The following is a 12,780-nucleotide window of genomic DNA, read 5'->3' as shown; positions in this document are numbered from 1 at the left end:
GAACGCCCACTCATCGTCCGACATCAGGTCTCGTGCCAAGCTGGTCTCCATCGCAGATACCAGCTTGAATCATGATCAGGCGTCCGTGTGAATCCCTTTTGTCAACAGGCCCTAGCCCGCAGTCGAGCTAAACTCGTCCCGAGATACCGCGAAGTCGGCCCCGAACGACTTACCCTCCTGTGCCAGGGCCGCGCCGGAGCAGATCATTGCAAAGCAAAGTCCCGAAACAAATCTGAGCATCGTCTATCCTCCTCCAGGAAGTGCGATGAGCCACTTCTTCAAATGTAACTTACCATACTTTCGGTGGTGTCAGACCAATTCGAACTCGTCTCCACAAGGGCAGGATCGCTGTCCCTTATGACGCGCCGAGGCCGCGCCACTCGGCGAGAGCGGCGGCGCGGTTCTTCTTGAAATTTACCCTCGAGTAGAAGCTGCGCTCCAAGTTGAAATGGTTGAAGACGGAGGCGTGGACGGCGGCGAACATCTGCAGACTTCGCATCCGCCGAAACCGCTGCATTGCCCGTTCTCGTCGTCGGAACGGCAGGTGCGAATTCTCCGCCCGATTATTGAGCCAGCGACCAGTTGCCTGGCGGTCGGCCGCACCGACCTCCTTCGATGCGGCGCTATAGGAGCGCAGCTTGTCGGTGACGAAAATGTGCGGTCGACCGTAGCGCTTCATTGGTTTCTTGAGGAATTTCAATGCCGCCTTCTTGTCCCGCGTTTTCGTCACGAAGCTTTCGAGGACCTCGCCTTCCTGGTCGATGGCCCGCCACAAGTAGTGTCGCTCACCGTTGATCTTCACGAACATCTCGTCGAGGTGCCATTGCCACTGCGGCCCGGAACGCAGCCGCTCCGCCCGGTTCTTGCGGATCTCGGCGGCGAACATCGCGCCGAAACGCTGCCACCAGAACCGCACCGACTCATGGCTTATCTCGATCCCGCGCTCGTGAAGCAGGTCCTCGACGTTCCGAAGCGACAGCGGGAACCGGACATAGAGCATCACTGCAAGGCGGATGATCTCGGGGCTGGTCTTGAACCACTTGAACGGGCTGGGTTTGGTCATGGCCGGACGCTAGCCGCCGCCTTATCACATCTCAAGCCAAGTTTCCCTGACAGGACCGTCTGCCAGCATCGATCGTTCAATTCAGTCATCTAAAAATCCCGCAAGCAATGCCCCGACTTCGGCGCGGCGTGAATACATCACAAGATGACCCGCATCAAAGACCCGGAGCCTCGCGTTCGGCAGCAGCGCGGTGAGCAGCATCTGATTGGTGATCGGGATCAACAAGTCCAGTGCCCCTCCGATGATCTGGGTGGGCGTCTTCAGATCGCCAAGCCAGGACACACTGCTCCAGGAGCACAGGGCCTGAACCTGAGCTGCATAGCCCTTATAAGTCGGGCGGATCGCATGCATGGTGTATTCTCGGAAGAGCGCTGGTTGCAGGATTGCCTCGCCGCCATACATGAAGGGGCCGATGAAATTTCCGTAGGCCTTGTTCGCATAGCGCAAGGGAAACATGATCTCGAAAAGTGCTACAGGCGAGCCCCACCAACTGACGATCCCTCCCGCCGAGGTGATGGCCAAGACCAGCTTGCGCACGCGGTCCGGCTGGTCTCGGGTGATCTGCTGCGCCACCGCGCCGCCCCAGGAAATGCCCATCACGTCGAATTGCCCGACGCCGAGTTGATCCAGGACCTCGCCCAACATGGCGGCATGCTGTGGGATCGTGGTCACATCGCACGGAACGTCCGACCGGCCTACCCCGGCCGCATCGAACGCGATGATCGGCCGGTCAGGAAGCTCATGCAGCAGCGGGTAGAGAATTTCGACGGACTGCCCGAGACCATTGCAGATCACCAATGGCACGCCCGGCCGATCCAGATCCCGGGTATAGACCCGCAAAGCAACGCCGCCGGCAGAAAGCATCCGAAACCGGCCGTTTTCGGTGGCATTGGGCGTATGCGGCACGTACTACCTCTTCAAAAGCCCGGATCTCGCCGTTGGGCGGCCGGAAACTCAACCGTCCTGCGGCACTTCTTCCAGCACATATGCCCCCGGCGCCGCAGCTCGTTCGGGATCTTTCGGGTTGCCCGGGGCGCTGCGTTCGTCGGCCCCGCTGGTCCTGTCCAGCCACCCGAGCCAATGCGGCCACCAGCTGCCTTCGGTGCGCTCGGCCGAGGCGCGCCATGCCTCTGCCGGGCCCGATCGGTCACCGCCCGCCAGAAAGTGGCGCCGACTCCCCGCCGGATGGTTGATGACGGTACCGGAGACATGGCCGCCGGAGGTCAGCACGAACTCGGTTACGTTCGGCAGGAGTTTTGTGGACGAGTACGACGTCGTCCAAGGTACGATATGGTCGCCCGTTGCCGCCACGAAACAGCAGGGAACGTCGATTTTGCCGCAATCGACCGGCTGGCCCAGCAGGGTCAGTGCGCCGGGCTCCTTCAACCTGTTGGCGTGATACATTTCCTCGACGAAGAAGGAATACCACTTCGCGGGCAGGTTCGAGGTGTCGGCGTTCCAGTAGAGGATATCGGAGGGCGGAGGGTTCTGTCCCTTGAGGTAGTTGTTCACGACAAAGCCCCAGATGCTCTCGTTCACATGCAGCATCGCCATGGCCCGCGCGATATCCCGTCCCGGGGCCACCTTGGCCGCGCCAAGCCGCTGCTTGTAGGCCGCGATCTGGGGCTGGTCGATGAACACCTTGACTTCGCCGGGGTCGCTGAAATCCAGCAACGAGGACAGGAACGTGGCCGAGCCCACCAGGGATTTCTGCGCCGTCGGCATCACCGCCAGAGCCGCAAGCAGCAACGTGCCGCCATTGCACCAGGACAGAAGGTCGAGCTTCTCCGCCTTCGCGATGTCGGCGGTGGCGTCCATGGCGCTCATTACGCCCCGGGTGATGTAATCGTTCCAGTCGTAGTCCCGGGTCTCGGGGCCGGCATTGCGCCAGGAGATGATGAAGACGGAATTGCCCTTCTCGAGCAGATACCGGATCATCGATTTCTTTTCGTTGATGTCGAAGATGTAGAACTTGTTCACGCAGGGCGGCACGATCAGGATCGGGACCGCGCGCACCTTCGGCGTTACGGGCGTGTACTGGATCAGCTCGATCAGCTCATTGCGATAGACTACCGCACCGGGCGTCGTGGCCAGGTTCTCGCCGACTCTGAATGCGGTTTCGTCGGTGGTGGTGATGTAGCCCTTCTCAAGGTCCGCAAGCATGTTCCGGAACCCGTCGACCAGGCTCTTGCCGCCGGTTTCCCTGGCCAGCTTGAGCACTTCGGGATTGGTCATGGCAAAATTGGACGGCGAGAGATTGTCGGCGGTGACACGGGCGTAGAAGCTCAGCTTGCGTTGTTCATGCGCGGGCAGGCCAGCTTTGTCCGCAAGATCCACCATGGCCTTGGACGCCAGTTCGTAGGACTGGCGCATGAGCGGAAAGATACCTTCGTTCCAGGCCTCGTCGCCGAACCGGCGATCCCTGCTCGGTTCGACATGCGCCTGCTTGCCCTGCAGACCGGATAGCCAGAGGTTCGTCATCTCGGATTGGTAGGACGACCATGTCCTGACCCATTCCCCCCAGGCCTCGGCGTTCGGCGCCGCCATCGCCTGCGCCGCCTTCGCCCAGCCATCGGCCAAATCGGACAGTTGCGACGGCTCCATCCCGGCGAAGAGCGGATGCGATCTGGTGGCCGCGAGCATCATCTCCGACAGCTTTTTCATGACATCCTGGTCCATCGCTCTCTCCTTTGTTCTTCCATGATCACCTGCGCCCGCGGTCCACCAGCAACTGCCGCGACACGATCAGATGCATGATTTCATTGGTGCCTTCGAGGATCTGGTGCACCCGCAAGTCGCGCACGATCTTCTCGATCCCGTAATCGGCGAGATAGCCGTAACCGCCATGCAGCTGGAGCGCGTCATTGGCTACCTCAAAGGCCGCGTCGGTCACGAATGTCTTGGCCATGGCGCAGAACTTCGTCGCGTCATGGGCCCTAGTGTCGAGCTTCCACGCCGCCTGCCGCAGGAAAATCCGCGCCGCCTGCAGCTTGATCTCCATGGCTGCCAGGCGGAACTGAAGCGCCTGAAACTGGTCGATCGTCTTGCCGAATGCCTTGCGCTCTCCGGTATAGTCCAGCGCCGCCTTCAGGGCTGCCTGCGCGCCGCCGAGCGCGGAGGCGGCGATGTTGAGCCGCCCGCCGTCAAGACCGGCCATGGCATAGGTAAAGCCGCGGCCTTCCTCGCCCACGAGGTTTTCCGCAGGGACTTCGCACGCGTCGAACTGCACCTGTGCCGTCGGCTGGGCCTTCCAGCCCATCTTGCGTTCCAGCCCGCCAAAGGACAGGCCCTTGGCGCCGTCCTCGACGAGCACCGCCGATATCCCGCGCGGGCCATCTTCGCCGGTGCGCACCATGGTCAGGTACACGTCGGAATAGCTGCCGCCCGAGATGAAGGCCTTGGTGCCATTCAGCTTGTAGCCCCCATTGGTCCGCTCGGCGCGGGTGCGGAGTGCCGCCGCATCCGAGCCGGAACCGGGTTCGGTCAGGCAGTAGGAGAACAGCTTCTCCATGCTGCAGAGTTGCGGGAGCCACTTCTGCTTGGTGTCTTCCGAGCCGAACTTGTCGATCATGCCGCCGCACATGTTGTGAATCGACAGGAGCGACGCGACGGCGGGGCAGGCCATCGACAGCGCCTCGAAAACCAGCGTGGCATCCAGCCGCGACAGGCCGGACCCGCCATATTCTTCCGAGACATAGATACCGCCCAGTCCCAGTTCGGCGACCCGCGGCCAGAGGTCCTTCGGGATGGTTCCCTGATCTTCCCACTGCAGGGCGAATGGCGCGATATGGTCCTGACCGAAAGCAAATGCCATCTCGAAGATGGCGCTCTGTTCCTCTGTTAACGCGAAATCCATGAGTTCAGCCTTTGTGTCAATTCGGGCATCGCGGCTATAAGCCGGGCAAGAAGACCGGGTTCCGCGGCCTGAAAGGTTGGTGTCGCACCGACCGGCGCGTTGATCGTGATGCTCCGGTCTCAGATGTGGATGGCATGTCCCAATGCTTTCAGCGCCGCTTCCTGGAAGCCTTCGCTCTGGGTTGGATGGGCATGGATGGTGCCCGCAATGTCTTCGAGACGAGCCCCCATTTCGATGGCGAGCGCAAAGACCGCCGCGAGCTCGGACACCCCTCCGCCGGTTGCCTGAACACCGAGGATCACATGATCGCTGGCCCTGGCGACCACGCGGATAAAGCCGCTGTCGTTTTCCATCGTCATGGCGCGACCGTTGGCGGTGAAGGGAAACTTGCCGATCTCGATATCGCGGTTCAGAACCAGTTCTTCTTCGGGGGTGAAACCCGGCGTGACGATGTCATGTCCGAGTTCCCTCGCCTCGTCCGGCGACAGGCCCGCGGTCACGATCTCGGGATCCGTGAAGCACACCGCCGGGATACATTGCTTGTCCCAGGCCTGCGGGCCGCCGGCAACGATCTCGGCCGTCATTTCCCCCTGCGCGATCGCGCGATGCGCCAGCATCGGTTCGCCCGTAACGTCGCCGATGGCATAGACATCGCGCATCGACGTCTGGCAACGGTCATCGATCTCGATGAACTGGCCGTTCATTTTCAGCGCCAGTTCGTCCAGCCCGCAATCATGAGTCCGCGCCTTGCGTCCGACGGCAACGAGAACCTTGTCGAACGGCAGTTCGGTGCTGTCGCCACCTTCCAGCGTGACTCGCAGCGCGTCCTTCCTGGCGTTCAGCCCCTCGGCCTTCGTGTTCAGCATCACGGTGATGCCGAGCGCCTTCAGACGGTCGGCAACGGGCTTGGTCAGTTCCGTGTCGTATTGCGGCAGGATGCGCGAGGTGAACTCCACCACGGTGACCTCCGCCCCCAGCTTGGACATCGCGGTGCCGATCTCGAGACCGATATAGCCACCGCCCACAACGACGAGCCTTTTCGGCACCGATGTCAGCGCCAGGGCCTCCGTGGAAGAGATCACATCGCCCCCGAACGGCAGGGACGGAATCTCAAACGGCACCGAGCCCGTTGCAATGACGATTTTTTCGGCGCGAATGAGCTGTTCGCCCATATCCGTCTTAACGATCACCGATTTGCCATCCCGGAAACGGGCATGGCCGATGATCGCCCGCACCCCGGCCCGTTTCAGCAAGGCAGTGACACCGCCGTTCAGCCGGGCGACGATGCCGTCCTTCCAGGCGACGGTTTTCTCCAGTTCGATCTTCGGCTTCTGAACGGAGATCCCGAGATTGTTGTCGCGGGTGAATTTCACCGCATGCGAAAACTCATCGGCCGCATGGATCAGCGCCTTGGAGGGGATGCAGCCGACGTTCAGGCAGGTGCCCCCATGGGCCTTGGCCTCGACGATGATCGTGTCCACGCCCAGCTGCCCCGCCCGAATGGCACAGACATAGCCGCCCGGGCCGGAGCCGATCACCAGCAACTTGCAGTTAAGTTCTTCCATGATCAGTCCTCCAGCATCAGCAGCGCAGGCGTTTCGAGAAGTGTCTTGAGTTTCTGGACAAAGACCGCCGCGTCCCAACCGTCGATGACGCGGTGGTCAAAGCTGCAGGAGATGTTCATCTTCTGGCGGGGCACGAATCCCTTGCCGTCCCAATGCGGACGCACCGCAATCTTGTTGATGCCGACGATGGCCACTTCCGGGTAGTTGATAATCGGCGTGGTGGCCAAGGCCCCAAGCGCCCCGAGCGACGTGATCGTGATGGTCGATCCGCTCAGGTCGTCCGCCTTGGCCTTGCCGTCGCGGGCCGCGCTGGCCAGACGGCCAAGTTCGGCCGCACTCTCCCACAAGGACATCGCCTCGCAATGACGCACGACCGGAACGATCAGCCCACCCGGCGTCTGGGTCGCAATGCCGACATGCACCGCTTCAAACTTACGAAACATGCCGGCGTCATCTTCGAAATGCGCGTTGATGTTGGGTTGCGCGGCGACCGCATCCACGATCGCGCGGATCACGAAGGGCAGGATGGTCAGCTTGCCCTTGGTTTCGGCCCTAGCCCGGTTCAACTGGCCGCGCAGCGCTTCAAGCTCGGTGACATCGACCTCTTCGACGATGGTGATGTGGGGGATGCGGGACTTCGACAGCGCCATGCGCTCTGCGATCTTGCGGCGCAGGCCGATCACCCTTTCCTCGGTTTCACCGCTCCGCTGCGGACGTTTGGCGACGCTTGCAGCGACCTGCCCGCCGGTCTGGTGGAAATGGGTCAGATCCTCATGGGTGATCCGCCCGGCCGGACCGCTGCCCATGACCCGACGCAGGTCGACGCCAAGCTCCCGCGCGCGCTTGCGCACGGATGGCGTCGTCAAGGGTCTTTCGCCTTCGGCGCGGCGTTGTGCGCCGGCTGGAGCGGTTGCCGCCTTCGGCGCCGGCCTAGGCGCCGAGGCCTCCGGTCTCGGCTTGGGCACGGGTTTTGACGGGATCGACGGAGCCGGCGCGGCGGCCGTGGCAGGCGCGGTCGAAGCCAGTCTCTTCGCGACATCCTCGACCGTCGTGTTTCCCGCGCCGTCCACTTCGAGCAGGATCAGCGTGCTGCCGATGGCCAGCGTGTCTCCAACGCTGCCGCCGAGATAAAGCACCTTGCCCGACGCATTGGACGGGATCTCGACCGCGGCCTTTTCGGTCATCACCTCGGCGATGATGTCGTCTTCCTTGATCTGAGCCCCGACCGAGACGCTCCAGCCCGTCAGCTCGGCCTCGGCAATGCCCTCGCCGACATCAGGGACCTTGATCTCAAAAAGCCCCTTGCCGTCTGCCACCTTCAAGTCGAACCTGGGCGCTGGGGGCGCCTCCGCAGGTCTTGCGGCGGCCGGGGCAGGCGCTTTGACGGCGGATGCCGCATCCGACGCGGCGGCCTCATCGGGGCTTGTGTTACCCTCGCCCTCGACTTCCAGCCGGATCAGATCGGCCCCGATGGCCATGGTGTCACCGGCCGCGCCGCCCAGCCAGACGACCCTGCCCGACACGGCCGAAGGGATCTCGACGGCGGCCTTGTCGGTCATCACCTCGGCCAGAGGATCGTCTTCCTTGACGACATCCCCGACCGCGACATGCCAGGCGCAGAGTTCTGCCTCTGCGATGCCTTCGCCGACATCGGGCAGCTTCATGGTGTAGAGCCCCATTTACGCCTCCATCAGTTTTAGCATGTTGCGCCCCACCCGGTCGGGCCCTGGAAAATAGGCCCATTCCTGCGCATGCGGATAGGGCGTGTCCCAACCCGCCACCCGCAGCACGGGCGCTTCGAGGTGATAGAAACATTCCGCCTGGATCTGCGCGGCAAGCTCGGCACCGAAACCCGAGGTTAGTGTCGCCTCGTGCAGGACCAGGCAGCGCCCGGTTTTCTGGACCGAGGCCATCACCGTTTCGGTGTCGAGCGGGATCAGTGTGCGCAGGTCGATGACTTCGGCGTCGATGCCCGTTTCCTCAGCCGCCGCGATCGCCACATGGACCATGGTGCCGTAAGTGACGATGCTCAACTCCTGGCCCGCGCGAACCACGGCAGCCTTGCCAAGCGGCACCTCGTAATAGCCGGGATCGACCTCGCCCAGCGGGTGGGTTTTCCAGGGCCGGACAGGACGGTCATGGTGGCCATCGAACGGGCCATTGTAGAGCCGCTTCGGTTCGAGAAAGATCACCGGGTCGGGATCGGCTATCGCTGCCAGCAAAAGCCCCTTGGCATCCTGCGGGTTCGACGGGATGACGGTCTTGAGCCCGGCGACATGGGTAAAGAGCGCCTCGGGGCTCTGGCTGTGGGTCTGTCCGCCCCAGATGCCGCCACCCGTCGGCATGCGCACGACGATCGGGCAGGTGAACTCACCGCCCGATCGGTAGCGCAGGCGTGCCGCCTCGGAAACGATCTGGTCATAGGCGGGGTACATGTAGTCGGCGAACTGCACCTCGACGACGGGTTTGAGCCCGTATGCCGCCATGCCGATTCCGGCACCGACAATCCCCAGCTCGCTGATCGGCGCGTCGAAACAACGCGAGCTGCCGTACTTTTGTTGTAGCCCCGCGGTGCAGCGGAACACGCCGCCGAAATAACCGACATCCTCGCCAAAAACGACAACATTCTCGTCACGCGCCATGGCCAGGTCATGGGCGTTCTGGATCGCCGCGATCATCGTCATCTGAGTCATGATCAATACCCCACTTCGTGGCGTTGCCGGACCAAATGCGGTGGCATCTCGGCGTAGACGTCTTCGAACATGTCGCGGGGCGACGGCACATGGCCCGAGTTAAGCGTGCCGATGGCCTCGGCGCGCTTCTGGCACTCGATCACCCTGTCGGTGATCTCGGCCTCGGCCTGCTTGTGGCGTTCCTCCGTCCAGACGCCTTTCCCGATCAGGTATTTCTTGACCCGGTCGATGGGATCGCCCAGCGGCCATGCCTCGCTCTCGGATTTCGGGCGATAAGCGCTGGGGTCATCCGACGTGGAATGCCCGCCGGCGCGATACGTCACGTGCTCGATCAACGTCGGCCCGAGATTGCGCCGTGCCCGCTCGACCGCCCATTTCGCCACCGCATGCACCGCGAGATAGTCGTTGCCGTCGACCCGCAGCGACGGGATGCCAAAGCCGTGACCGCGGGAGGCGAACGTGTGGGCGCCGCCGCGGGCGATCCCTTGAAATGTGGATATGGCCCACTGGTTGTTGACGACGTTCAGAACCACCGGCGCGGTGTAGGTGGACGCAAAGACTAGGGCGGCGTGGAAATCGTTCTCGGAGGTCGATCCGTCGCCGATCCAGGACGCCGCGATCTTGGTATCGCCCTTGATGGCCGAAGCCATGCTCCAGCCGACCGCCTGGATATACTGGGTCGCAAGATTGCCCGAGATGGTGAAGTAGCCGTGCTCCTTGGACGAATACATGACCGGCAGCTGACGCCCGTGAAGCGGGTCCGCTTCGTTGGAAAACACCTGGCACATCATGGTTTCCATCGGATAGCCCGATGCGATCAGCAAACCGGCCTGCCGATAGGTGGGAAAGTTCATGTCCCCCTTCTGCAGGGCCCGCTGAAACGCGCAGCTGATTGCCTCTTCGCCGAGGTGCTGCATGTAGAACGAGGTCTTGCCCTGGCGCTGCGCTGTCATCATGCGGTTGTCATAGATGCGAAGGGTCATCATGTCCCGCAGGCCTTGGGCGATCTCGTCATCGGTGAGACTGCCGGCCCAATCGCCTTGCGCCGCACCCTCGTCGTCCATCACGCGGATGATGGTGAAGGCCAGATCCCGCATCGCTTCGGCTTGTTCGTCGACCGCCGGCCGCCGCACGGTCCCCGCCGCGGGAATCTCGATGCCGGAAAAGTCCGGCGTGTCGCCGGGTCTGCATTCAGGCTGTGGAACCTTCAGCGAAAGCGGGGGCGTATCAGTCATGACGTCCTCGATCTGAGTGGGATTGCGGGAACAACGGCCTCACCAACTAAGTTGCAGTTGCGAACGGGCGGATGCGTGGAGCCCGGCCCGAGTTCGGGATGCCCGCGTCCGACCGCATTGACCGCGGCGAAAAAGCTGCCCGGTCCGGCGATGCCAATGCCGGTGGTTCGGCGGCCCGGCCTCCTGGCACCGCGAACCTGTGATTGCGGGCGAACGCCGTTTCGCGCCGGTATCCGCGTTCGCCGTGCAAACAGTAAGCCATCGCCCCCCTGCCTTCCAGCTGCGCAACGCGTGCTGCCTCGGCTGCAACATCATGGAGACGTATTATCCGTTTCGGCATCAAATTTCTGCCCGTTCTTCGAAGGCAACCGCCGAGAACGCGCGCAGATATTTTGCCTGGCGAGCAAAAACTAAAATATTCGTTCGATCGTTTTTTGCCGGCAATCAGCACTACAACATGTCGGGCACGAATCCGGTCTCGTTCTTGAAGCATTTCAGAGAAAAGGATGACCGGGAGTTGCGCACACCCTTGATGCGGTACAGTTTCTTGTTGAGGAAGTTCTCGTATCCCCGCGTCCCGTCGACGGCGACCTTGATGAAGCAGTCGTATTCGCCGGAGGTCAGGTGCACTTCCAGCACCTCGGGTATCTTGCTGAGTTCTTCACAGAGCTCGGCGATGCGCGTGACTTCATCGCGCGCCGCCGAAATCTCGACCAGGACGATATCGGAATAGCCGAGCAGGCGGTGGTTGATCACCGCGTTGTATCCTTCGATGTAGCCGTCGCGCTGCAGGCGCTGCACGCGCTGCCAGCATTGGCTGGTCGAGAGGGCAACGAGCTCCGACAGCTTCGTGTTCGGGATATTGCCTTCCCTCAGCAGGGTGCGAAGGATTCGGATATCTGTCGAGTCCAGAGGTTTCACGAATTTTCTTTCGTCATGTCGCGGTCTGGCGAAACCAGGTTTTGAATGTGCGCGATACTCTTTGTAAATTCCAACAGTCATTCTGGCAATGCGGAGGTAGAACAAGCGGCATCCGGTCGGAAGAGAAAGTCGCAACTTAGGCGTGCGGCAACACGGCTTTCACCGTTCCGTCCTTGCCACATGAGGGTCAACACATGAACCAGGTCGTCACCAAGCCGAATTTCGCCATCCGTGAACTCGAGCCCCGCGAGGGGTACGAAAGACTGGTCGAGGCGCGGGACGAGCAGACCGGGTTGCACGCCCTGGTGTCCATCCATTCGCTGCGCCGCGGGCCCGCGGCCGGCGGCTGCCGGATGTTCAACTACGCCAGGATCGAGGACGCAATCTACGATGTCGAGCGTCTGTCGCGGGGCATGACCTACAAGAACGCTGCGGCCGATCTGCCGCTCGGCGGCGGGAAATCGGTGATCATCGGCGATCCCAAGACGCAAAAGACGCCGGAACTGATGCGCGCCTTCGGTACGTTGATAGAATGTCTGGCAGGTGATTACTACACCGCCGAGGATGTCGGCGTGTCTCCGCAGGACATGGCGTATGTGGCGGAAAGAACCTCCTATGTCGCGGGTCTTGAAGGCGGCGAGTTCGCCAGCGGCGATCCGTCGCCGGTCACCGCGCGCGGTGTGTTCCTGTGCCTGAAGCAGACCCTGAAACATCGCCTTGGCTCTGACGATCTGACCGGCAAGACGGTCGCAGTTCAGGGGCTTGGCCATGTCGGCATGAGCCTGGCAGGAATGCTGCACGCGGCCGGGGCCAAGCTGATCGTGAGCGACATCAACGATGCGGCCGTGCGCGCGGCGGAAGTCGATTTCGATGCCATGGTTGTTTCGCCGGACGACATCTTGCGCCAGGACGTCGATGTCTTTGCCGGAGCTGTCAGACAGATTCGAACTCGTCTCCACAAGGACAGGATCGCTGCCCCTTACGCCGCGCCGAGTTGACGCCACTCGGCGAGAGCAGCGGCGCGGTTCTTCTTGAAATTTGCCCTCGAGTAGAAGCTGCGCTCCGAGTTGAAATGGTTGAAGACCGAGGCGTGGACGGCGGCGAACATCTGCAGACTTCGCATCCGCCGGAACCGTTGCATCGCCCGCTCCCGTCGTCGGAAAGGAAGGTGCGAATTCTCCGCTCGGTTGTTGAGCCAGCGGCCCGTTTCCTGCCGGTCCGCCGCGCCGACTTCTCTCAGCGCAGCACCGTAGGAGCGAAGCTTGTCCGTTACCAAGATGTGCGGCCGACCGTAGCGCTTCATTGTTTTCTTGAGGAATTTCAATGCAGCTTTCTTGTCCCGCGTTTTCGTCACGAAGCTTTCGAGGACCTCGCCTTCCTGGTCGATGGCCCGCCACAAGTAGTGTCGCTCACCGTTGATCTTCACGAACATCTCGTCGAGGTGCCA

11 protein-coding genes are annotated in these 12,780 nt (G+C 62.2%); 1 reads left to right on the top strand and 10 read right to left on the bottom strand.

Annotated elements, in window-relative coordinates; all coding sequences use genetic code 11:
- Positions 1 to 355: 355 nt before the first annotated feature.
- From OM960_RS24630 to OM960_RS24585, 9 genes are all read right to left on the bottom strand, one after another.
- Positions 356 to 1,063, bottom strand: coding sequence for an IS6 family transposase (locus OM960_RS24630; RefSeq protein ID WP_264773832.1), 708 nt, complete (start codon positions 1,061 to 1,063; stop codon positions 356 to 358).
- 81 nt (positions 1,064 to 1,144) lie between these two features.
- Entirely contained in the window at positions 1,145 to 1,969 is an 825-nt protein-coding gene (locus OM960_RS24625) for an alpha/beta fold hydrolase (protein WP_264770945.1), read from the bottom strand.
- 48 nt (positions 1,970 to 2,017) lie between these two features.
- Complete coding sequence (locus tag OM960_RS24620; RefSeq protein ID WP_264770944.1) at positions 2,018 to 3,742, bottom strand: PHA/PHB synthase family protein; 1,725 nt, start codon at positions 3,740 to 3,742, stop codon at positions 2,018 to 2,020.
- 25 nt (positions 3,743 to 3,767) lie between these two features.
- On the bottom strand, positions 3,768 to 4,919 hold the full coding sequence (locus OM960_RS24615; protein WP_263332664.1) for an acyl-CoA dehydrogenase family protein: 1,152 nt from the start codon (positions 4,917 to 4,919) through the stop codon (positions 3,768 to 3,770).
- A 119-nt stretch (positions 4,920 to 5,038) separates the two neighbouring features.
- A complete protein-coding gene (gene lpdA, locus OM960_RS24610; RefSeq protein WP_263332662.1) occupies positions 5,039 to 6,484 on the bottom strand; it encodes a dihydrolipoyl dehydrogenase in 1,446 nt (481 codons plus the stop codon).
- 2 nt (positions 6,485 to 6,486) lie between these two features.
- Positions 6,487 to 8,163, bottom strand: a complete 1,677-nt coding sequence (locus OM960_RS24605; protein WP_354003536.1) for a 2-oxo acid dehydrogenase subunit E2 — start codon at positions 8,161 to 8,163, stop codon at positions 6,487 to 6,489.
- Positions 8,164 to 9,177: an alpha-ketoacid dehydrogenase subunit beta gene (locus OM960_RS24595; RefSeq protein ID WP_263332660.1), complete on the bottom strand. Its 1,014-nt coding sequence runs from the start codon at positions 9,175 to 9,177 to the stop codon at positions 8,164 to 8,166.
- A gap of 2 nt (positions 9,178 to 9,179) precedes the next feature.
- Positions 9,180 to 10,412 (bottom strand): 3-methyl-2-oxobutanoate dehydrogenase (2-methylpropanoyl-transferring) subunit alpha, encoded by a 1,233-nt coding sequence (locus OM960_RS24590; protein ID WP_263332658.1) that lies wholly within the window; start codon positions 10,410 to 10,412, stop codon positions 9,180 to 9,182.
- A gap of 450 nt (positions 10,413 to 10,862) precedes the next feature.
- On the bottom strand, positions 10,863 to 11,333 hold the full coding sequence (locus OM960_RS24585; protein ID WP_263332656.1) for an Lrp/AsnC family transcriptional regulator: 471 nt from the start codon (positions 11,331 to 11,333) through the stop codon (positions 10,863 to 10,865).
- A gap of 194 nt (positions 11,334 to 11,527) precedes the next feature.
- Between OM960_RS24585 and OM960_RS24580 the strand changes: the two genes are divergently transcribed.
- The gene (locus tag OM960_RS24580) at positions 11,528 to 12,331 is read left to right on the top strand and encodes a Glu/Leu/Phe/Val dehydrogenase dimerization domain-containing protein (RefSeq protein ID WP_264770943.1); all 804 of its coding nucleotides are present in this window, start codon (positions 11,528 to 11,530) and stop codon (positions 12,329 to 12,331) included.
- On the opposite strand, the gene OM960_RS24575 is transcribed toward OM960_RS24580, so the two are convergent.
- The coding region (locus tag OM960_RS24575; RefSeq protein ID WP_264773831.1) for a DDE-type integrase/transposase/recombinase at positions 12,313 to 12,780 on the bottom strand (468 nt) is incomplete at its 5' end. The genes OM960_RS24580 and OM960_RS24575 overlap by 19 nt on opposite strands.

Source organism: Defluviimonas salinarum, from assembly GCF_026013545.1.
In the GTDB taxonomy this organism is placed as follows: Bacteria; Pseudomonadota; Alphaproteobacteria; order Rhodobacterales; family Rhodobacteraceae; genus Albidovulum; species Albidovulum salinarum.
Note: the sequence above shows the minus strand (reverse complement) of the source record. Positions and strands in the feature narration are given on the sequence as shown.